The organism is Micromonospora sp. NPDC047134 (assembly GCF_040643455.1).
Taxonomy (GTDB): domain Bacteria; phylum Actinomycetota; class Actinomycetes; order Mycobacteriales; family Micromonosporaceae; genus Micromonospora.
The window spans coordinates 16,496-36,748 of record NZ_JBEYUI010000004.1 but is presented as its reverse complement, the minus strand read 5'-3'; the positions used below and the strand labels follow the sequence as shown (position 1 = coordinate 36,748).

Genomic DNA, 20,253 nt, shown 5'->3' with positions numbered 1-20,253 from the left:
GCTCTGTTAGCAAGGGGCCCTTCCCATACGCCAGGCGTTAATAAGGTGCCCTTCCTTTCATGCTCGGCGGGGGCGGTAGGTGGTGACCATGGTGGGTAGGCCGCGGCGGATGATGCCGGCCCAGTCGGTGTCGCCGCGCAGGATCGCGGCGGCGGTGTTGCGGGCCTGTTCGGCGGTGAAGTGTGGGGGCATCATCAGCTCGGCCGGGTCGACCAGGGCGTTGATGACGGTGGGGCGGTCGGCGTTCAACGCCCGCTCCCAGGCTGTGGCCACCTGATCGGGGCGGTCCACCATCTCACCGTGCAGCCCCAGGACCTCGGCCCAGCGGTGGTAGCCGATGTCCGGCAACTGCTGGCTGTCCGGGAACATCGGGGTGCCCTCGCTGGAGCGCTGTTCCCAGCTGACGAAGGCCAGATCCCGGTTGTTGAGCACCAGCACCACGAACCGGGGGTCGGCCCAGCCCCGCCAGTACTTCGCCACCGTGATCAGTTCGTTGACCCCGTTCATCTGCATCGCCCCGTCCCCGATCAGGGCCACCAGCGGCCGGTCCGGGTGGGCGAACTTCGCGGCCAGGGCGTACGGCATGGCTCCGCCCATGGACAGCAGGGTGCCGGAGAGGCTGGCCAGCATCCCGGGGCGGACCTTGACGTGTCGGGCGTACCAGGCGGTGGTGGTGCCGCAGTCCACGGCGAGCGGCACGTCCTCGGGCAGCCGTTCGCTGAGGCTGGCGAACCACCGTTGCGGGTTGACCGGGTCGGCGTTCTGCTCGGCGAGTTTCCGCTGGGACTGCCGCCAGGCGGCGGTGGCCCCGGCGATGGTCTGTCGCCAGCGGGTCGGCCCGGGGCCGGGGCCCAGTTCGCGCAGCAGGGCCCGCAGGGTGGGTGCGGCGTCCCCGGTCAGGTTCACCTCGGTCGGGTACCGCAGGCCCAGTTGGGTGCCGTCGTGGTCGATCTGCACCCCCCGGGCCTGACCGGGTGGGGGATAGAACTCCGAGTACGGCATGTTGCTGCCGACGATCAGCAGCCGGTCGCACTCGTTCATCAGCTGCCAGCTAGGGCGGGTGCCGAGCAGACCGATCGCCCCGGTCACCCAGGGCTCCCGGTGGTCCACCACGGTGAACCCGAGCAGGGCGGTGGCCACCCCGGCGCCGAGGCGGTGGGCGATCTCGCGTACCTCGGTCTCGGCGCCGATCGCCCCCTGGCCGACCAGCATGGCCACCCGCTCGCCACCGCGCAGCACCTCGGCGGCCTGGCGGATGTCGGCCTCCGGCGGCACGGTCGGGCCGGTGCTGGGCACGCTGCTGGTGTGGTAGTAGCCGTGGGCGTGCGGCGGGTTGGGCACCGCGGCCAGGTCCTGCACGTCCAGGGGGAGCACCAACGCGGCGACCGTACGCCGGGCCAGGGCCGTGCGGCAGGCCCGGTCCACCAGGTGCCGTACCTGGGAGGGATGGTCCAGTTGGGCCAGGAAGGCCGCCGCGACGTCCTTGTAGAGGGCCAGCAGGTCCACCTCCTGGTAGTAGCCACCTCCCTCGGCGGTCGAGGCGGTGTGCCCGACCAGGGCCACCACCGGCTGGTGGTCCAGCTTGGCGTCGTACAGGCCGTTGAGGGCGTGGATGGCCCCCGGCCCGCTGGTGACCAGTACGGCCCCGATCGGCCCGCCGCCGTACTTGACGTGGGCCGAGGCGGCGAAGCCGGCGGTCTCCTCGTGGCGTACCTGGACGAACTGGGTCTGCTGGCCGGTGCGTTGCAGGGCGGAGGTCATGCCGTTGATGCCGTCGCCGGGGTAGCCGAAGTACCGGCGTACCCCCCAGCAGGCCAGTCGCTGCACGATGTGGTCCGCCACGGTGGCGTTGCGGGGTAGGGGCCACGGGTCGGCTGGCACCGCAGTGCCGACATGTCCTGCGCTCACCTGGGCCGCCTCTCGGGTAGTACCGGCGAACGCACATTCCCGGCACCACCCGGCCGAAACCCCCCGATTCGGGTCAGGTCCGGCGCGGATGGGCGGTGAAGAAGGTCCAGATCAACTCGGTGGCGGGCAACTCGACCTCCGGGGCGCTCAGCCGGTCACCCGAGGCCCCCGGCCAGGAGTGACCCATGCCGTCGATCCGGTACACCTCGACCTCACTGCCGTCGGCGCAGCGGTCCCGGGTCAGGGTCACCCCCTCGGTCGGGGCGGCCGGGGCGGGGGAGACCGGGGTGCAGCCCAGCCGTTGCCGCCAGCGGTCCAACCCGGTGCTGAACGACGACGCGTACCGGTCCCGCTCGCCGATGAAGGTGACCACCGATACGGGTCGCTGGGGTCGGTAGTCGTCCGCGACCGACCGCTCACCGATGAACCCGCCGCTGACCACCCCGATCGCGGCGAAGGTGCCGGCGGCCTCCACCGCGGCCCGGAAGCTCAGGTCACCACCGTTGGAGATGCCGGTCAGGTAGGCCCGGTCGGGATCGACCTGCCAGGTGTCGACCAGGTGGCCGGCGAGGGCGGCGAGGAAACCCACGTCGTCGGCGTTCCCGCAGCAGACCAGGGCGTTGAATGCGCCGTCGACCCCGTCCGGGTAGGCGACCAGGAAGCCCTCCCGGGCGGCCAGGTCGTCCCAACCGAACAGTCCGCTCATCTCCAGACCGGTGCCGGGGTACGGGTGCAGCGCGATCACCAGCGGCACCGGCCGCCCGGGGACGTACCCGGGCGGTGCGTGAAGTCGGTAACTCCGGCTCACCCCGTCATGGTTCAGGGTCAGGGCATGTTGCCCTGGGCCCGGCGACACGGCGGGGGCCGCCCCCGTCGTCGTGGGTGGCGTTTCCACATCGCCACTACCACACGCCGCGGCCCCCACCACCAGGCAAACCGACACGCACCACCCGAGCAGCCGACGCATGCCGCCCCCTCCCGGCCGTTGGTCTGCCTCACTCTCACCGGCGGTCCGACACCCCGACAACCCTTTCGGCGTACGCCGAAAAGCACCCCGGGTCCCTCCGGCGTACCCGGAAAACGCTTGCCCCCCCTCGGCGTACGCCCGGAACTGCTGGCAACCTTGAGGGGTGATCTCCCTGCGGCTCACTGCGGCGGACCTGACCCGGATCCGGTTCGGTAGCCGTCCACATCCGGTCGGCAACACGATCCTGGCCAGCCAGGCCCTGCGGGATCCGGTGGTGGCCGCGCGGATGCCGGAGATGGCCGCCCGTGCCCAGGCCGCCTCGGCGAGCACCGCCGCCCTGCGCCATCTGCTGCCGGCCCGGGGCCTGCTGCCCGACTTCCTCACCCCGGTGCAGGGGATCGAGTCGGTGGCCGCCGGCATCGAGACCATCCGGGCCACCCCGCGTCGCCAGATCACCGCAGAGCTCACCGAGACGTACGCCAAACTGCCGCCCAGCCTGTGGCGGCGGCGGTTCGTGTCGGCCGACCCGGAGATGCTGGATCTGCTGATGACGGCGGTGGACCACTACTTCGACGCCGTGCTCGCCCCGGCCTGGTCGCACCTGACCGCGGCCCACCGGGCGCATGTCGACCTGCGGGCCCGCACCTACGCCCGATCCGGAGTGGACGGCCTGCTCAACGAACTGCACCCGGCGATCCGGTGGCGTCCGCCGATCCTGGAGATCGACAGTTGGTGGAGCGCGGAGCTGACCGGAAACGGTGAGGGCATCCTGCTCATCCCCGGTCCACTGGCCGGTCTGCGCCCCCGGGTGCTGGTCCGAACCGGACAGCCGGTGCTGCTGGTGTACCCGGTCATCGCCCCGCCCGAACCCCCACCGACCAGGACGGACCCCCTGGCCCAACTGCTCGGCGGCACCCGGGCGGCCGTGCTGCGCCGACTGGCCGAACCCGGCCAGCACACCACCACGGCGGTGGGTCGACACCTCGGCATCAGCGTCTCCTCGGCCTCCGAACACGCCGCCGCGCTGCGGGCCGCCGGGCTGATCACCAGCGAACGTCTCGGCGGCGCCAAGGTGCACCGGCTGACCCCCCTCGGCATCCACCTGCTAGCCGGTGACAGTCGTCCGCCGGGCGGGTAGCGGGCACCTCGCCCGGATGGGTGACACTCGGAACATGTCGCTCAGCGCGCAGGACGTGGAACTGTTCGAGGGGTCCCGGGGTCGGCTGGAGGCGGTGGCCTACCGCCTGCTCGGCTCGGCCGGGGACGCCGAGGACATGGTCCAGGAGACCTTCCTGCGCTGGCAGGCCGCCGACCGCGCCCGGATCGAGCAGCCCGTGGCGTGGCTGACCAAGGTGCTCACCAACCTGTGCCTCAACCAGCTCACCTCGGCCCGGGCCCGGCGGGAGAGCTACGTGGGCATGTGGCTGCCGGAGCCCCTGCTGGCCGGGGACCGGATGCTCGGCCCGGTGGACACCGTGGAGCAGCGGGAATCGGTGTCCCTGGCGGTGCTGACCCTGATGGAGCGGCTGTCGGCCAATGAACGCGCCGTGTACGTGCTGCGGGCCGCCTTCGGCTACCCGCACGAGGAGATCGCCGAGATCCTCGACCTCACCGAGGCCAACTGTCAGCAGCTCTACCGGCGGGCCAAGCAGCACCTGGCCGCCGGTCGCCACCGCGTCCAGGTCGACCAGACCGCCGCCCGCAACATCGTGGCGGAGTTCCTGGCTGCCGCGAACAGTGGTCAGACCGCACGGCTGGTCGAGTTGCTGACCGAGGACGCGGTGAGCGTCGGTGACGGTGGTGGGAAGGTCCCCGCCCGGTCCACCCCGGTCGTCGGTGCGCTGGCGGTGGCCAGGTTGCTGCGCGGACTCTTCCAGGCCGTCGACCTGCGGCGGAAGGTGCTCGGGGGATCCGCCACCATGTACGCCGAGATCGTCAACGGCGAACCGGCCGTGGTGGTCGTCGTCGGCGACCGGATCGTCGGGGTACTGGCGCTGGAGGTGACCCCCGAGGGGGTGGCGGCCGTGCGCGCCCAGGCCAACCCCGACAAGCTGGCCCGCATCACCCGGCTCTGGTCGGCCAGCCCCCCGGCCGAACCCCTCCTGGACCGGTGGTGACCGGGACCACACCCGATCCCTGTCAGCAATCGCCGGGCTGCCCGGTTCAGAAGGCGTACGCCGACGACCGGCTCCCAGCAGCCGGCGCGGCACCACCCGCAGACAGGGAGTGGGAGCATGACCCATCGCATCGTCGTCCTCGGCGCCGGTTACGCCGGGGCGATCGCCGCCGGTCGCCTGGCCCGGCGACTGCACCCCGACCAGACCGAGATCACCGTCGTCAACGCCGCCGCCGACTTCGTCGAGCGGGTCCGCCTGCACCAACTCGCCGTCGGGGCGGATCTAGCCGTCCGTCCGCTGCGGGACCTCTACACCGGCACCGGGGTACGGGTCCGACTGGCCCGGGTCACCGGGGTCGATGTCGACCGCAGGATCGTCACCCTCGCCGAGGCCGACACCTCGTCCGAGATCGGCTACGACACCCTCGTCTACGCCCTGGGCAGCACCGCCGCCGAGCACCCCGGCGGCGCCGACCACGCCTACGACGTGGCCGGCGCCCAGTCCGCGCAGCGGCTGCGTGAACGCCTGGCCGTCCTGGAGGCGGGCGGCCGGGTACTGGTCGTCGGTGGGGGCCTCACCGGCCTGGAAGCGGCCACCGAGATCGCCGAAACCCGACCTGACCTGCAGGTCGCGCTCGCCACCCGGGGCGGGCTCGGTGACTGGCTGGACGAGGGGGCCCGCCGCCACCTGCGGAAGGTGTGCGACCGGCTGGGAATCACCGTCCACGAGCACACCGACATCACCGAGGTCCGGGCCACCGGCGCGGTCACCGGCACCGACGGGGTCATCCCGGCCCAGGTGACCGTCTGGTGCGCCGGCTTCGCCGTACCCTCTCTGGTCGCTGGCATGGCCGTGCGGACCGCACCCACCGGGCAGATCCTCGTGGACGCCACCATGCGCTCGGTGTCGCACCCCGAGGTGTACGCCATCGGCGACGCCGCCTGCGCCGAGGGGCCGGGCGGCAGGCCGCTGCGGATGTCCTGCGCCTCCGGAGTCCCGATGGCCTGGCAGGCGGCGGACGCCATCGCGGCCCGGCTGACCGGTCGGCCGGTGCGCAGCACCCCGATCCGCTACTACAACCAGTGCATCAGCCTCGGCCGACGGGACGGCATCATTCAGTGGGTGACCGCCGACGACCAGGCCAGGGGGGTGCACTTCCGGGGCTGGTGGGCCGCCCGCTACAAGGAGATCGTCTGTCGGGGCGCGGCCTGGGGGGTGTCCCACCCCACGCTCATGCTGCCGACCCGTCGCCGTCGCCTCAGCCCGGCCATCGAACCCCGCCACGCCCGTCCACCGGCCCTCGAGGCCAAGGAAATTTGAGTAGGGTGTGCCGCACGGGCGGCCCGGGCAGCACGTCGACAGCTGGTCCACCAGGGTGAGTCCCCCCGGGAGATCACGACCACGACGACACGTATGGGCGGCCTGAGAATGGGACCTCTGCGGTACTCCATCAATCTCACCGTGGACGGATGCAGCGATCACCTAGCGGTGGAACCCGACGAGGAGCTGCACCGCCACCACATGGAGAACCTCACCCGGGCCGATGCCCTGCTGTTCGGTCGGGTGATCTACGAGATGATGGAGCAGGCGTGGCGGCCGTCCGCTGCGGCGGTGTCCAGGCCGGAGTGGACGGAACCCTTCGCACGGACCATCGACGCGGCGAAGAAGTACGTCGTGTCGAGCACCCTGGAGCGGGTCGACTGGAACGCCGAGCTGGTGCGGGGAGATCTGCGTACCGCCGTCGAGCAGATCAAGGAGCGGTGCCCCGGCGGGGTGTTCGTCTCCGGGGTGCAGTTGCCGACGGCCCTGGCCGAGCTGGGGCTGATCGACGAGTACGAGTTCGTGGTGCATCCCCGGATCGCGGGGCGCGGGCCGCGACTGTTCGAGGGGCTGGCGAAACATGTCGACCTGAAGCTGGTCGGCCGGTCCGAGTTGGCCTCCGGAGCGGCGGTGATGCGGTACGCCCCGGCCTAGGTGACGATGCTCGTCCAGGCCACCCGCAACGACAACGACCCGGCCAGGCTTCTCGCGCCTGGCCGGGTCGGTCGTGTCTGACTAGGCTGATCTGCGGTACCGGTCAGTGCCGTTTGGCCAGTTCGAGGAAGGACCGCCAGGCGGTGGGGTCGAAGGCGAGCACCGGCCCGGCCGGGTCCTTGCTGTCGCGTACGGCAACCACGCCCACCAGATTGTCAGCCACCTCGACACAGTCTCCGCCGGAGGAATTGCTGCGGGTGGCCTTCCGCCAACGGGCGTCACTGAGGTCCATGCTGGCTCTCAACTTCCTTGATGAGGTCGATGGAGAGGTCTTCGGGAAGGGCGACCGTCCGCACACCCTCCCATTTGCCGAGAAGCTTAAGCACCTTCTCGTCGGTGTCGGCTGCCTCGCCGCCGAGCTGGCTGTCCAGGTGCCCGATCCAGGTGCCGTCGGGCAGCATGGCGAGCAGCAGTGGCCCGTCGAGGCCAACGTGCAGGCCGGTACGAGCCGGGATGATGTGGATGTGGACGTGCGGTAGCTCAGTCATCCGCAGCAGATGCGCCAGTTGCTCGGCCATGATGGCGTTGGTGCGGCGCAGCGCCGCCTCGTCGATCACCGCGAAGACCTGCGGTGGCCGCTCGCGGCGCAGGATCTCCTGGCGCTCCAGTCGGGCCGCCACCTGCTGCTCGATCTCCTGCTCGGGGCAGGTGTCGTCAAACCGCAGCACCGCCCGCGCGTAGTTCTCGGTCTGAAAGAGACCCGGAATCAGGGTCGGATTGAAGTAGCGCAGTTGTTTGGCGGCGCGTTCGGCTTTCAGCCAGGGCATGAACCAGGCGGGTTGGCTGTCCTGCTGGGCGGTACGCAGCAGAGACTCGAAGAGACCGCCGGTTTCCAGGATCTCGTCCGCCCGGCGGGCGTAGGGCAGGTCGACCGGACGGGTGCCGGTCTCCACGGCGGACACCGTCGAGGCGGAGTAGTTCGTGCGTTTGCCGAACTCCTCCTGGTTCATGCCGGCCAGGGCTCGCTGCTTGCGTAACTGGACCCGGATCAGATCCACGCTCTGTTCACCTTCCACCGCACCCCCAGGGGCCTCGTCAAGATCGCCAACTGTCGCCGAGTGGTGGCCATGATCCACGCAGTGTCACCGCGGTCAGGCTCGATGCGTTCCGAGGGTAGCGGTGTGATCAGCAGACTGTCACGTAAGCGGATCCGCTCCCATCCAGCAGGGACGGGGCGGGTTCTGCCCCGGGGCCGCCCCGCGCTTTCCCCCCCGCGTCGGGGTGGCCCCGGTTCCATCGCTCGCTCTGGGTGCGTTCGTTGCTGCCAGGGCGACAAGAAACGCACCCAAAGAAGCCGGCCCTGGGAGGTCATAGGTGATCACCACGCGGTTGCCGGGGGCGGGCCGAGGACCGTACCCGGATCGTCCTCGGCGGGTCGGCGCGGACCCGCCGCACACCCCGATGCGTCCGATGTGGTGCTGCCGGGCCTGCGGGCAGCCCTGGCCGTGTGCCACCGCGCGGCTGTTGCTGCACACGGAGTACGCCCACAACCGCACCGGCCTGTCGATCTACCTGGCCGGGCTGATGTACGAGGCCATGCGCGATCTGTACCACCTCAACCCGCACGACGGCCCGGACCCGACGAGCCTGTTCAACCGGTTCCTCGGCTGGGGATCGCCGCGTGGTCCGGGGCCTGGAGGGAGTCGATGATCAGGCGTTCGACCTCCGCCCAGGTGGGTGTGGGGTGACCGTAGTCGGGGACCGGGCGGCGCTGGGGGCCGAAGAAGTACTGGTGCTCGACGGTGCCCTGGATCGCGGCGTGCACCTCGGGATGGTCGTCGACGAAGTGGGTGAGGGCCAGGTCCAGGCAGTGGGACCGCTTGTCGGCCCGAGCCCGGCAGAACCGCACCTGCCGGGGGTCGACCCCGGTGCGGGTGTAGAAGTCGTGCGCGGCCAGCCAGCGCAGGGTACGGGCCTGCACCCGGGGGCCGCACTTGGAGATCAGCCAGACCCGGCCGTCGAAGTGGGGGACCAGTCGGGCGATGGTCGCCACCGCCTCGGGTACCTCGGGGGTGGCCAGCATGGCCGCCTCGTCGCCGCTGAAGAAGGCGGTGTCGTCGCCGCTGGGATGGGCGGAACCGTCGATGATGACCCGGCCGATGTCGATGCCGAGTCGGGGAAGGTGCGCGTTCATGTGGCCCAGCATCGGCGGCCTGAGGCGTACGCAGAACTATTGTTCTGGCGCTGATCTATAGTGTGGCGTTATGACTGGGCGGGAGTTGCTGGAGGCCGACGCCCTCCGGTCGTTCGCGGTCTTCGCCGAGCACCGCAACTTCACGACCGCCGCGGCGGCGCTGCACATCAGCCAACCCGCCCTGCATGTGAAGATCCGCAAGCTGGCCACGGCCCTCGACGTGGAGCTGTACGAACGCGAGGGTCGGCGGCTCAGCCTGACCGCCGCCGGGGAGCGCCTGGCCGCGTACGCCCTGGATTGTCGGCGGCGGGCCGACGAGTTCCTGCGGGAACTGCACCACGAGTCGACCCCCACCCTGACCATCGCGGCCGGTCGGGGCGCGCTGCGTTGGGTGATCGGCGAGGCGATCCGGCAGGTCGGCCGGCAGGGACGTCGGGTCAATGTGATCACCGCCGACCGGGATGCCGCGCTGGCGGCCCTGCGCGCAGGGCGGGCCGATCTGGCGGTCATCGCCCACGATCCGCCGACCCGGCAGGTCGAGGCTGTCCAGATCGCCGCGTACCAGCAGGTGCTCGTGGTCGACGAGCGACACCCCCTGGCGGAGCGTCGGGCGGTCCGGCTGCGCGACCTGGACGGTCTGGACCTGGTGGTACCCCCGGCCGACCGACCGCACCGGCGGGCGCTGACCCGGGCCCTGCTCGACGCGGGCGTACGGTGGCAGGTCGCCGCCGAGGTGGACGGCTGGGACCTGCTGGTGCACCTGGCCGGGTTGGGGGTCGGCGCCACCGTGGTCAACGGGTGTGTCGAACTGCCCGACGGGCTGCGTGCCGTGCCGATCCACGGCCTGCCGCAGATCCGTTACTGGGCCACCTGGCGGCTTCCCCGTGCAGAGCTGGTGGGCGACTTTTTGGGCCAGTTCCCGCCGGTGGCCGAGCGGGCACCCCGGTGACCGGGCGGCTCACCTCGACGAGCAGGTTCCTGGCGTACGTGCTGCGGCATCGCCCGGAGGCGGTCGGGATCACCCTGGACGAGGCCGGCTGGGTGGCCGTGCAGGAGCTGCTGGCCGCGTTGGCCCGGCACGGTCGACCGGTCACCGTGGAGTTGCTGGACCACCTGGTCACCGGTACCGACAAGCAACGTTTCGAGATCCGCGCGGGTCGGATCCGGGCCGCCCAGGGCCACAGCGTCGCGGTGGACCTGCAACTGGCACCGCAGGTGCCGCCGCAGGTGCTCTATCACGGTACGGTGGCCCGTTTCCTGCCCCGCATCCGTGTCGAGGGACTGGCGCCGGGTGAGCGTACCCATGTGCATCTGTCTGCGGACGCGGAGACCGCGGCCCGGGTCGGTGCCCGCCGGGGCGAACCGGTCGTGCTGCGGGTCGACGCCGCCGGTATGCACCGTGTCGGCCTGGTCTTCTACCGGGCCGCCAACGGGGTCTGGCTGACCGCCCAGGTGCCGCCGGATTTCCTGGCCTGATCGCCACCGGTCCGTCGACTCAAGACATCCAAATGTCTTGATATGTTATCGCTCACACGATACCTTCCGAGCGGGAGCCGGGCACGCTCTCGACGCGTCCCCGCCGGTCCGGGATCCCGGCGAGTGGACGAGACCGCGATGCCGACCGACGGGCTACGCGGATCCTGACCGGGCGCCGCCGAACCGATCACGGTCGCCCCGGGGTCCGCGGTGGGCAGCCCGTGCCCGACCGGTACGCGGAGCAGGGCTCATCCACCACCACCCACGGTGCAGTGGCACCTTCCGCGCGTCCGGTGCGACGCGAGATGGAGCAACAAGATGGTGAGATCCAGATCGATCTTCGGGCCCGCCGCCCTCGCGGCGTTGCTCGTGCTGAGCGTGGGCGGGGTGGCGATGGCCACCGGCCCCAGCGCGACCGCCTCGACCACCGAGGTCGGCACCCAGGCGGCCACGGCGGGCTGCGGTCGGGCCCCCGGGCTCAACAGCGGCACCCACACGATCCAGAGCAACGGCAAGAGCCGCAGCTACATCCTGCGGATCCCGGCCAATTACAACAACAACCACCCCTACCGGCTGGTGCTCGGCTTCCACTGGCGCGGCGGCTCGGCCGTCGACGTGGACACCGGGCAGACGGTGCAGCGGGACGCCTGGTCGTACTACGGGCTGCGGCAACTGGCCGACAACAGCACCATCTTCGTGGCCCCGCAGGGGCTCAACGCCGGCTGGGCCAACTCCGGCGGCGAGGACGTGACCTTCGTCGACGACCTGCTGCGGCAGGTGGAGGCGAACCTCTGCGTGGAGACCACCCAACGCTTCGCCCTGGGCTTCAGCTGGGGCGGCGGGATGAGCTACGCCCTGGCCTGCGCCCGACCCAACGTGTTCCGGGCGGTGGCCGTGTACGCCGGTGGCCTGATCAGCGGATGCAGCGGCGGCAACGGTCGGATCGCCTACTTCGGCGCCCACGGCATCCGGGACAACGTCCTCGGCATCTCCGGTGGACGGTCGCTGCGTGACCGGTTCGTCAACAACAACGGCTGCACCCCGCAGAATCCGCCCGAGCCCTCCCAGGGCAGCCTGACCCACCGCACCACCACCTACTCCGGCTGCGCGGCCGGCTACCCGGTGGTGTGGGCCGCCTTCGACGAGGGCCACATCGCCGCACCCCAGGACGGGGCGCCCGGCGACAGCGGCTCCCGCACCTGGCTGCCGGCGGAGACCTGGCGGTTCTTCACCCAGTTCGGCAGCAGCACCCCGCCGCCGCCGGACCCCACCACCCCGCCGCCCGGCCCCACCACTCCGCCGCCCGGCCCGACGACCCCGCCCCCGGGTGGTGGCGCCTGCCGGGTGGCCGTGGCGGTCAACGCCTGGAACAACGGCCTGACCCAGGACCTCACCATCACCAACACCGGTGGCAGCGCGATCAACGGCTGGTCCCTGGTGTTCACCCTGCCGGGCGGGCAGAACATCACCGGTGGCTGGAACGCCAGCTACTCGCCGACCTCCGGACAGGTGACCGCCCGCAACGTGTCGTACAACGGCAGCATCGCCCCGGGTGCCTCGGTGGCCATCGGCTTCCAGGCCACCCACACCGGCAACTCCGCTAGACCCTCCTCGTACACCCTCAACGGCGCCACCTGCACCATCGCCTGACCGATCGGACCTGATCGTCGGTCCCGGGCCACGCTGACCGGGTGGCCCGGGTCCACCGGCTCGTCGGCCGGGGGTGGCCCGGGTCCACCGGCTCGTCGACCGGGGTGGTCGCTCGGATTGCCTGCGGCCGTCGCCGGGGTGGGCCGGGCTGCCGGTCGGGCGGCCTGCAACCGACCGTCCGGGCTTCCCGGCGGTGATCGACTCCGTTTCGCCGTAACGGCGGTGTCCGACCCTCGTGGACCCCGCCGTTACGGCGTAACGGCGATCGCCGGCCCTCGCGGACCCCGCCGTTTCGTCGATACGGCGCGCGTCGGCGCTGCTGGGGCGCGGGCGTCGTGCCGGGGCCGTCCACTGGGGGGCGGCACGCTAACATTGCCGCGTCTTGAGACGGCTGCGGAGCGAGGCTGTATGGGGTGGCTCCAGCGTGTGCTGGGTGGGCGGCGGGTCGAGCACGATCCGGGTCGACAGGAGGCACTGCTAGAAGAGGTACGGCACCGGTTCGGCATCCGCGTCCAGGTCGGCCTCCACGACCAGGTCAAGGCGATCACGCAGCTGCTGGACGACGAGGACGGTCTGCTGGTAGCCATCCGGATCGTGCGTGAGGTCGCCGAGGCGGCCCACTCGGATCTCCAGGCTCAGGCCGCCGACCTGTACCGGCGTAACGGTTACCGGCTGGTGGTCGACCGGCGCAACTATCGTCCGCTGTGGCGGGAAGCCGGGCGGGCCTTGCGGTGGCCGCTGTTCGATGCGCCGGGCGGCCTGCATCCGTACGTGCAGGTGGCCGCGGCGGTCACGGTGATCGGCGACCGGGCGTCGCGGGTCGTGAAGATCACCGACCCCGCCCCGGTCCTGGCCTCGGTCTTCGAGCTGTTCGACCTCGTCACCACCGGTTGGGAGTACGGCCGGGTCCGGCCGGACACCAACGGGGCCGAGCTGGTCCTGCGGCTGATCTCTGCCGCGCAGCAGATCAACGCGGCGTGGCCGGATCCGCCGCCGTTGCCGCAGTCGGTCCGGGAACTGATGCGCCGCAACAACACCACCAACGTGTACGACCCCGCCGCTGATCGGGTGGTAGGTGGGATCAATCTCGGCGGGGAACTGCGGCCGGCCCTGCTGTCCTGATCGCGGTCAGCACACTGGGCCGATCATATCCAGCTGTGGCAGAGCCGCGTCTCGGCGGCTGACTGCTGCTTGTTAACAGGGGACCCCTGCTCTACCGCAGACGTTAGGAAGGGGCCCTTCCTTACACTCGGGCTGGTGGAGCTGATCACCGAGCCGGACGACGAGCGGATCGCCGACTATCGCGCGCTGACCGACGTGGAGTTGCGTACCCGCTGGGAGCCCCCGCATGGGCTGTTCATCGCCGAGGGGGAGTTGGTGCTGCGCCGGGCCCTGCGGGCCGGCTACCCGGCCCGGTCGTACCTGGTCGACGCCAAGCGGGTGGACCAGCTAGCCGACCTGGACACCGGCGAGGCCCCGGTGTACGCCGCCACCCCGGAGGTGCTGCGGGAGGCCACCGGCTTCCATGTGCACCGGGGAGTGCTCGCCTCCTTCCGGCGCAAACCACTGCCCGAGGCCGCCGAGGTGCTGGCCACCGCCCGCCGGGCGGTCATCCTCGAAGACGTCAACAATCACACCAATCTGGGCGCGATCTTCCGGGCGGTCGCCGCGCTCGGGGTGGACGCCGTGCTGCTCTCACCGTCCTGCGCCGACCCCCTCTACCGGCGCAGCGTACGGGTCAGCATGGGGGAGGTGTTCGCGGTGCCGTACGCGAAACTGGACCCCTGGCCGACCGCGCTGGCCCAGGTACGCGACGCCGGTTTCACCGTGCTGGCGATGACCCCGGCCCCGGATGCGGTGCCCATCCAGCGACTGACCCCGGCTCAGCGGGCCCGGGCCGCGCTGCTGCTGGGTGCCGAGGGGGCCGGGCTGACCACGGCGGCGATGCAAGCCAGCGACGTGCGGGTGGTCATCCCGATGCGGCGCGGTGTCGACTCGTTGAATGTCGCCGCCGCCACCGCGGTGGCCTGCTGGGAACTCGGCCGCGACGATCCCCTCTGACCTGACCTGCGGTTATCGGCGGGCAAATCACGGACTGTAACGTGTCGCGGGTGTTCCCCACCGTACGCGAGGTCCTGGCCCTGGACCCGGTCCGCCGTGGCGCCCCGCGTCTGGTAGCCGGAGAGGTGGGTTTGGACCGACCGGTGCGCTGGGTGCACGTGGCCGAGGTACCCGACATCGCCACCCTGCTGGGCGGTGGTGAACTGGTGCTCACCACCGGCATCGGGTTGCCGGTCGACGACGCCGGACTGCGGGCCTTCATCGCCGACCTGGCCGGGGTAGGGGTCTCCGGACTGGTGGTGGAACTGGGCCGCCGCTACCTGACCGGGGTACCCAGGGTGATGGCCGCCGCCGCCGGACGACACGGCCTGCCCCTGGTGGAACTGCGCCGGGCCACCCCCTTCGTGCGGATCACCGAGGCGGTGCACGCCCTGATCGTGGACGCCCAGCTAGCCGAGTTGCGGGCCACCGAGGAGATCCACCAGCGGTTCACCGACCTGTCCGTGGAGGGCGCCGAACCGGACGAGGTGATCCGGCAGGCCGCCGAACTGTCCGGCTGCCCGGTGGTGCTGGAGAACCTGTCCCGCCAGGTGCTCGCCTACGACCCGGCGGGGGAGAACGCCGAACTGCTGCTGGACGGATGGGAGCAACACTCCCGACGGATCCGACCCACCGGGCGTACGGCGTACGACCCGGACAGCGGCTGGCTGGTCACCATGGTCGGCGCCCGGGGCGAGGACTGGGGTCGGCTGCTGCTGCGCTGGCCGGGCGGCGTCCACCTCAGCGGCCCGGGTGGCGTCGAGGTCGACGGGCCGGGGGAGGGTGACCCGGACGGGGCGGAGGACCCGAGGCCCGGCCCGGCCGTGCCGCCGACCCGGCTGACCATCCTGGTGGAACGGGCCGCGTCCACCCTGGCCCTGGGCCGACTGATCCGCCGGGACACCGAAGGGTGGGTACGGCAGATCCACCGCACCCTGCTCACCGCCCTGATGGACCGCACCCGGCCGGTCGACGAGGTGGCCCTGCGGGCCCGGGCGCTGGGGCTGGTGCTGGACCGTCGGCACCTGGTCGGGGTGGTGGTCCGGCCGCGCGGCGACGACCCGACCGGGGAGTACGGCCCATCGACCGAACCGGCCGGTGAGCCCGGGTCGGCCGGTGCCGATGCCGGGGCGGGCCGACTGCGGGACCTGGCCGAGACGGTCGGGCAGGCGCTGCGCGAGGCGAACCTGACCGGCCTGACCAGCGCCATGGACGACCAGGCGGTCGGGGTGCTGCTGGCCCTGGCCGACCCGGCGGCGGAGGAGCGGGCCCTGACGGCCTTCGCCGCCGCCCTGCGACGCGCCCGCCCCGACCTCCGCCTACCCGAGCCGCGCCGCCCCGGCAGCGGGGGCCTGGTCATCGCGGCCGGCTCAGGGGTGGGCAGCCTGCGGGAGGCCGGTCGCTCCCTGATGGAGGCCCGGCAGGTAGCCGAGGCGGCCCGGCGGGACCGGCGGGACCTGCCGATCTTCCGGCTGCCGCATGTCGGGCTCGCCGGGCTGCTGCACCTGCTGCGCGACGAGCCGCGCCTGCAGACCTTCGTCGAACGCGAGCTGGGTGCCCTGCTGGCGTACGACGCCCGGCATCCCCGGGAGCACCTGCTCGGCACCCTGCGGGCGTACCTGGAGCAGGGGCGGAACAAGTCGGCGGCGGCCACCGCGGCGCACCTGTCCCGGCCGGCCTTCTACGAACGGCTGGCCCGGATCAGTCGCATCCTCGACGCCGACCTGGACTCGGTCGACACCTGCCTCTCCCTGCATGTCGCCCTGCTGGCCCTGGACGCCATCCGCGCCCCCTGACACACCGCCCACACTCTCTTGCGGTAACCCGGGCACTGATGGAGAGTGGCCAGGTGGGAACAAGAACGGAGATCAGTCAGCTGCCCCCGGAGGCCGATCTCGCCCGGGCGGACTCGCTGGCCCGGGAGATCTTCTCCGACGTGGCGAACAAGTGGGCCTTCCTGATCATCGAGTTCCTGGGGCAGCGCACCATGCGCTTCAGCGAACTGCGGGACGTCATCGGCGGCATCAGTCACAAGATGCTCACCCAGAACCTGCGCATGCTGGAGCGCAACGGCCTGGTCGAGCGGCAGGTGTACCCCACCGTGCCGCCCCGGGTCGAGTACACCCTGACCGAGGCCGGGGAGTCGCTGCGCGGGGTGGTCGACGGCATGTGCACCTGGACCCAGCGCTACCTGGGCCACATCGAGGCCTCCCGCCACCGATTCGACGCCGACTGACGGCCCCGGCCCGCTCCCGGGCCGGGGCCGCTGCCGTGGCCGGGACCGCTGCCGGTCAGTCGAGGACGGCGGTCGCCTCGACCTCCACCAGATGCTCCGGTACGTCCAGGGCCGCCACCCCGAACAGTGAGGCCGGCGCGGCCGGAGTGACCCCCAGCTTCGCCGCCGCCCGGGCGATGCCCTCCAGCAGCGCGGGCATCCGATCCGGGGTCCAGTCGACGACATGCACGGTCAACTTCACCACGTCGGCGAAGCCGGCCCCGACCCCGGCCAGGGCCGTGCCGACGTTGAGGTAGCACTGCTCGACCTGCGCGGCGAGATCCCCCTCGCCGACCGTGCGACCCTCGGCGTCCCAGGCGACCTGCCCGGCGACGTGCACGATCCTCGACCCGGTCGCCACCGACACCTGCCGGTACACGTCGATCTCCGGCAGCCCGCTGGGGTTCACCAGTGTCACAGCCATGACGAAGTGCCTCCTCTAGCTCTCCAATGGTTACTCAGGAACCATAAGAGAGTGGCGGCTACCTGGGAAGAAGGCACTTTTTCGAAACCAGGGCACCTTTCGGTGACCGTGCGGCGCTCACTCGGTGAGGGAGTGCAGGGCCTTGGCGTAGAGCGGCGGGACGTAAGAGGGGCCGCCGCCCGGGGTGAAGGTGTCGGAGGTGGCGGCGGTGGCCCAGGCGCTGTCCGGGACGGCCGCGACCAGGGCGGTCACCACCGGAGTGTCCCGCCAGTGCGGCTGCTGGGCCAGCAGGCTCAACGCCACCACGGACTCCTCCACCTCACCGACACACTCGAAGGGCTTGTGCCCGTCCACCCCGAGTAGTTCCCGGTAACCCGGGATCTGGGTGGGGTCGGCGAGCAGGTCACCACCGAAGATGTGGGTGATCCGCTCCCGGGACATGAACGGGGCCAGGGCCAGGAAGACGAACCGGCACTTCGGGCAGTCACGGCACCAGCGTTCGCTGGCGTCCCGCAGCTTGAAGGCGGCGTTGCAACTGGTCACCACGTCGTCGTACCGGTCGATGGTGGCGAACAGCCGGGCGATGTGCAGCTCCGACAGCGGACGCAGCAGCGAGAAGTACGGCTCGGTCAACCCGGCGTGCTCGGCCAGGGCTCCCCGCAGCAGCCCCTCGGCCTCCACCCCCTTCGACCACTGGTGGTTGATCTCGTGACCGTTCCAGATCAGGTTCGGGTCCGACGCCGAACGCTCGTTGGACATCACCACCGGGCCCAGACCGTGCAGCACCGCCGTGGCGACCGCGATCAGCGAGTTGATCGCGGTGACCGGGATGTGCCCGTTGCGGGCCCCGGCCGCGTTCAGCTCGAACAACACCGGATCCAGGCGGCGCCGCGCCGCCAGCGCGGGGAGCCCGGAGGCGACGTTCACCGCCTTGATCACATGGTTCGGGTTGACCGAGAAGGGCACCGGGTCCAGACCGGCCCGACGCAGCGCCTCCAGACTGACGATGGAGTCCTTGCCACCACCGACCGCCGACAACGGACGCCGGTCGGAGTTGTCGTACTCGGCGGGCGGGCGCACCCGGCCGGGCGGGATCTGCGGGGTCAACTCCAGCACGTACGGCAGCTGGTTGCGGTAGGCGTACTCCGCCAGGCCCTTGCTGTAGACGGCGGTGACGAACTCGGCGGCGGCCGGGCCGAGCGGCGCCGGCAGCACGATCTGCCCCGGCGCGGCGGCCTTGTAGTAGCTGACCCCGGCCACCACGTGCAGCAGCTCCAGCACCCGGCCGAGGGCCGCCACGGCCGCATCCGAGGGGGACTGCTCGGGCACCGGCAGCGTGATCACCTCGGTGAACCGCTGTTCGCCGTCCGGGCCGGTCAGCGCGTAGTCGAACAGCGCCTCACCGGTGGAGAGGTCGATCGAGTAGGACGGGAAGGTGAACGCGTCCATCCGCGCCAGTTGCGTGTTGGGCACACGCCATACTAGGCCCTGGTTCGTCCGGCCGTGCCCGGCTCCGCCGTACCGTGTCCCTGCTCCACCGCCGTCGCCCTCGAGGAGAAGCTGTGCGCCTGTCTGACCTGCGCGGACGTTCCGTCGCCGTCTGGGGGGCCGGCCGGGAGGGCCGGGCCGCCGTGATCGCGATCGCCGCCCACGGGCCGGCGGAGCTGGTCGCCGTGGACGACAGCGCCAACTTCCTCACCCTGCCCTGGGAGGGGCCCCTGGCCGAGGCCGCCCCGCTGGTCACCGGCGAGGAGGGCTTCGAGCGGCTGGCCGCCGCCGAGGTGGTGGTCCGCTCGCCGGGGGTGCCGCAGACCCATCCCTGGCTGGTGGAGCTGCGCCGCCGGGGCGCCACGATCACCCAGGGCACCGCCCTGTGGATGGCCGACCACGCGGCACGCACCGTGGGGGTGACCGGCAGCAAGGGCAAGAGCACCACCTCCAGCCTGATCAGTCACCTGCTGAACGCGATGGACCGCCCCAACGTCTTCGGCGGCAACATCGGGGTACCGACCCTGGACCTGCCGGAGGCGGAGCTGTACGTGCTGGAGCTGTCCAGCTACCAGTGCAGCGACCTGACCGACTCGCCCCGGGTCGCCGTGGTCACCGCCCTGTTCCCGGAGCACCTGGACGCCCACGGCGGCGAACGGGAGTACTACCGGGACAAGCTCAACCTGCTGCAGTACGGGCCGCAGACCGTGGTGGTCAACGGCGCGGACCCCCGACTGGCGGTCGAGTTGGGCGACCGGGCCGTCATCCGGGCCGGCGCGGCCGACTCGGTGAACGTGGCCGGAGGGCCGGACGGCACACCCTGGTTCCACCTGGTCGACCGGCCGCTGTTCCCCCGGGCGGTACTGCCGCTGGTCGGGCGGCACAACGAGGGCAACCTCTGCGTGGCCCTGGCGGTGCTCGACGCCCTGGGGGTGGACATCGTCGGGCGCAAGGACGCCCTGGCGGTGGCGGTGGCCGAGTTTCAGGGCCTGGCCCACCGGCTGACCGAGATCGTCGACCCCTCCGGCCTGACCTTCGTCGACGACACCCTGGCCACCAGCCCGTACGCCGCCATGCACGCCATCGACGCGTACGACGGCCGCCCGTTGACCGTGATCGTCGGCGGCAACGACCGAGGCGTCGACTACACCCCCCTGCGGGAGCACCTGGCCGAGCGGGAGTTGACCGTCATCGGCATCCCGGACAGCGGCCCCCGCATCATCCAAACCCTGACCGGCCTCCCCAAAGTGCGTACCGAACTGGTGGACGACCTCACCGAAGCCGTCCACCTGGCCCGCCAGCTGACCCCACCCAACGGCGTCGTCCTCCTCTCCCCGGCCGCCCCCAGCTACGGCCGCTTCCGCAACTTCGAACACCGCTCCGAAGTCTTCGCCCAAGCCATCCAAACCACCACCCCCACCCACCCCTGACCCCCTCACCCCCACCCCCGGGCCTCCGGCCCTTGCCCTGGTTGATCATGAGGTTAGCCGTGCGTTTTGTCCTGATTCACTGCCGCTAACCTCATGATCAACGCCGAAGGGGAGGGGGAGGGGTGGGGTGCGGAAAGCGTGGGTGGGGGGTGGGTTTGGGTGTGGGAAGCGTGGGGGTGCGGGCAGATGGGTGCGGAAAGCGTTGACGTTGTGTCAGGGCGGGTGGGGCATCCGCGACACCTTGGCTCTT

At 71.5% G+C, this 20,253-nt stretch carries 20 protein-coding genes; 13 read left to right on the top strand and 7 right to left on the bottom strand.

The window, feature by feature from the left end:
- Positions 1 to 57: 57 nt before the first annotated feature.
- A complete protein-coding gene (locus ABZ795_RS07500) occupies positions 58 to 1,908 on the bottom strand; it encodes a thiamine pyrophosphate-requiring protein (protein WP_357529715.1) in 1,851 nt (616 codons plus the stop codon).
- A 73-nt stretch (positions 1,909 to 1,981) separates the two neighbouring features.
- Entirely contained in the window at positions 1,982 to 2,716 is a 735-nt protein-coding gene (locus ABZ795_RS07495; protein ID WP_357529714.1) for a PHB depolymerase family esterase, read from the bottom strand.
- 322 nt (positions 2,717 to 3,038) lie between these two features.
- Between ABZ795_RS07495 and ABZ795_RS07490 the strand changes: the two genes are divergently transcribed.
- The 4 genes from ABZ795_RS07490 (at position 3,039) to ABZ795_RS07475 (ending at position 6,966) form a co-directional block, all read left to right on the top strand.
- Positions 3,039 to 4,013: a winged helix-turn-helix domain-containing protein gene (locus ABZ795_RS07490; protein WP_357529713.1), complete on the top strand. Its 975-nt coding sequence runs from the start codon at positions 3,039 to 3,041 to the stop codon at positions 4,011 to 4,013.
- Between the two features lie 34 nt (positions 4,014 to 4,047).
- On the top strand, positions 4,048 to 4,992 hold the full coding sequence (locus tag ABZ795_RS07485) for an RNA polymerase sigma-70 factor (protein ID WP_357529712.1): 945 nt from the start codon (positions 4,048 to 4,050) through the stop codon (positions 4,990 to 4,992).
- A 117-nt stretch (positions 4,993 to 5,109) separates the two neighbouring features.
- Entirely contained in the window at positions 5,110 to 6,312 is a 1,203-nt protein-coding gene (locus tag ABZ795_RS07480; protein WP_357529711.1) for an FAD-dependent oxidoreductase, read from the top strand.
- A 93-nt stretch (positions 6,313 to 6,405) separates the two neighbouring features.
- Complete coding sequence (locus ABZ795_RS07475) at positions 6,406 to 6,966, top strand: dihydrofolate reductase family protein (protein ID WP_357529710.1); 561 nt, start codon at positions 6,406 to 6,408, stop codon at positions 6,964 to 6,966.
- 103 nt (positions 6,967 to 7,069) lie between these two features.
- Here ABZ795_RS07475 and ABZ795_RS07470 read toward each other — a convergent pair whose 3' ends face one another.
- Both ABZ795_RS07470 and ABZ795_RS07465 read right to left on the bottom strand, forming a co-directional pair.
- Complete coding sequence (locus tag ABZ795_RS07470; RefSeq protein ID WP_327025060.1) at positions 7,070 to 7,258, bottom strand: DUF397 domain-containing protein; 189 nt, start codon at positions 7,256 to 7,258, stop codon at positions 7,070 to 7,072.
- The gene (locus tag ABZ795_RS07465) at positions 7,245 to 8,042 is read right to left on the bottom strand and encodes a helix-turn-helix transcriptional regulator (RefSeq protein ID WP_327025061.1); all 798 of its coding nucleotides are present in this window, start codon (positions 8,040 to 8,042) and stop codon (positions 7,245 to 7,247) included. The genes ABZ795_RS07470 and ABZ795_RS07465 overlap by 14 nt, the downstream gene beginning before the upstream one ends.
- Positions 8,043 to 8,340: 298 nt before the next feature.
- On the opposite strand from ABZ795_RS07465, the gene ABZ795_RS07460 reads away from it, so the two are divergent.
- Positions 8,341 to 8,676 carry a hypothetical protein gene (locus ABZ795_RS07460; protein WP_357529709.1) on the top strand — a complete coding sequence of 112 codons (336 nt, stop codon included), beginning with the start codon at positions 8,341 to 8,343 and terminating at the stop codon, positions 8,674 to 8,676.
- Here the strand turns inward: ABZ795_RS07460 and ABZ795_RS07455 are convergent.
- Positions 8,618 to 9,160, bottom strand: a complete 543-nt coding sequence (locus ABZ795_RS07455) for a hypothetical protein (protein WP_357529708.1) — start codon at positions 9,158 to 9,160, stop codon at positions 8,618 to 8,620. The genes ABZ795_RS07460 and ABZ795_RS07455 overlap by 59 nt on opposite strands.
- Before the next feature lie 70 nt (positions 9,161 to 9,230).
- On the opposite strand from ABZ795_RS07455, the gene ABZ795_RS07450 reads away from it, so the two are divergent.
- The 7 genes from ABZ795_RS07450 to ABZ795_RS07420 all read left to right on the top strand — a co-directional run bounded on the left by ABZ795_RS07450 (position 9,231) and on the right by ABZ795_RS07420 (position 16,622).
- Positions 9,231 to 10,109 (top strand): LysR family transcriptional regulator, encoded by an 879-nt coding sequence (locus ABZ795_RS07450; protein WP_357529707.1) that lies wholly within the window; start codon positions 9,231 to 9,233, stop codon positions 10,107 to 10,109.
- Positions 10,106 to 10,636 (top strand): RNA 2'-phosphotransferase, encoded by a 531-nt coding sequence (locus tag ABZ795_RS07445; RefSeq protein WP_327025065.1) that lies wholly within the window; start codon positions 10,106 to 10,108, stop codon positions 10,634 to 10,636. Before ABZ795_RS07450 ends, ABZ795_RS07445 begins: the two co-directional genes overlap by 4 nt.
- A gap of 393 nt (positions 10,637 to 11,029) precedes the next feature.
- Positions 11,030 to 12,286, top strand: coding sequence for a cellulose binding domain-containing protein (locus ABZ795_RS07440; RefSeq protein ID WP_327027053.1), 1,257 nt, complete (start codon positions 11,030 to 11,032; stop codon positions 12,284 to 12,286).
- 408 nt (positions 12,287 to 12,694) lie between these two features.
- On the top strand, positions 12,695 to 13,408 hold the full coding sequence (locus ABZ795_RS07435; protein ID WP_357529706.1) for a hypothetical protein: 714 nt from the start codon (positions 12,695 to 12,697) through the stop codon (positions 13,406 to 13,408).
- A gap of 135 nt (positions 13,409 to 13,543) precedes the next feature.
- Positions 13,544 to 14,347, top strand: coding sequence for an RNA methyltransferase (locus tag ABZ795_RS07430; RefSeq protein WP_327025067.1), 804 nt, complete (start codon positions 13,544 to 13,546; stop codon positions 14,345 to 14,347).
- Positions 14,348 to 14,388: 41 nt separating this feature from the next.
- Positions 14,389 to 16,182: a PucR family transcriptional regulator ligand-binding domain-containing protein gene (locus ABZ795_RS07425; protein WP_357529705.1), complete on the top strand. Its 1,794-nt coding sequence runs from the start codon at positions 14,389 to 14,391 to the stop codon at positions 16,180 to 16,182.
- A 53-nt stretch (positions 16,183 to 16,235) separates the two neighbouring features.
- Positions 16,236 to 16,622 (top strand): helix-turn-helix domain-containing protein, encoded by a 387-nt coding sequence (locus ABZ795_RS07420; protein ID WP_357529704.1) that lies wholly within the window; start codon positions 16,236 to 16,238, stop codon positions 16,620 to 16,622.
- Between the two features lie 55 nt (positions 16,623 to 16,677).
- On the opposite strand, the gene ABZ795_RS07415 is transcribed toward ABZ795_RS07420, so the two are convergent.
- Together ABZ795_RS07415 and ABZ795_RS07410 are read right to left on the bottom strand one after the other, a co-directional pair.
- On the bottom strand, positions 16,678 to 17,085 hold the full coding sequence (locus ABZ795_RS07415) for a RidA family protein (RefSeq protein ID WP_357529703.1): 408 nt from the start codon (positions 17,083 to 17,085) through the stop codon (positions 16,678 to 16,680).
- A gap of 117 nt (positions 17,086 to 17,202) precedes the next feature.
- Positions 17,203 to 18,558 carry a hypothetical protein gene (locus ABZ795_RS07410; protein ID WP_357529702.1) on the bottom strand — a complete coding sequence of 452 codons (1,356 nt, stop codon included), beginning with the start codon at positions 18,556 to 18,558 and terminating at the stop codon, positions 17,203 to 17,205.
- A gap of 89 nt (positions 18,559 to 18,647) precedes the next feature.
- Here ABZ795_RS07410 and murD point away from each other — a divergent pair, with 89 nt between their 5' ends.
- Positions 18,648 to 20,003 (top strand): UDP-N-acetylmuramoyl-L-alanine--D-glutamate ligase, encoded by a 1,356-nt coding sequence (gene murD / locus ABZ795_RS07405; protein WP_357529701.1) that lies wholly within the window; start codon positions 18,648 to 18,650, stop codon positions 20,001 to 20,003.
- Positions 20,004 to 20,253 lie beyond the last annotated feature (250 nt).

What these genes read in the sequence shown, in the direction of transcription:
- ABZ795_RS07485 (WP_357529712.1), top strand. Translation starts at nt 4,048, where the DNA reads ATGTCGCTCAGCGCGCAGGACGTGGAACTGTTCGAGGGGTCCCGGGGT.
- ABZ795_RS07480 (WP_357529711.1), top strand. Translation starts at nt 5,110, where the DNA reads ATGACCCATCGCATCGTCGTCCTCGGCGCCGGTTACGCCGGGGCGATC.
- ABZ795_RS07475 (WP_357529710.1), top strand. Translation starts at nt 6,406, where the DNA reads ATGGGCGGCCTGAGAATGGGACCTCTGCGGTACTCCATCAATCTCACC.
- ABZ795_RS07470 (WP_327025060.1), bottom strand. Translation starts at nt 7,258, where the DNA reads ATGGACCTCAGTGACGCCCGTTGGCGGAAGGCCACCCGCAGCAATTCC.
- ABZ795_RS07455 (WP_357529708.1), bottom strand. Translation starts at nt 9,160, where the DNA reads ATGAACGCGCACCTTCCCCGACTCGGCATCGACATCGGCCGGGTCATC.
- ABZ795_RS07450 (WP_357529707.1), top strand. Translation starts at nt 9,231, where the DNA reads ATGACTGGGCGGGAGTTGCTGGAGGCCGACGCCCTCCGGTCGTTCGCG.
- ABZ795_RS07440 (WP_327027053.1), top strand. Translation starts at nt 11,030, where the DNA reads ATGGCCACCGGCCCCAGCGCGACCGCCTCGACCACCGAGGTCGGCACC.
- ABZ795_RS07435 (WP_357529706.1), top strand. Translation starts at nt 12,695, where the DNA reads ATGGGGTGGCTCCAGCGTGTGCTGGGTGGGCGGCGGGTCGAGCACGAT.
- ABZ795_RS07415 (WP_357529703.1), bottom strand. Translation starts at nt 17,085, where the DNA reads ATGGCTGTGACACTGGTGAACCCCAGCGGGCTGCCGGAGATCGACGTG.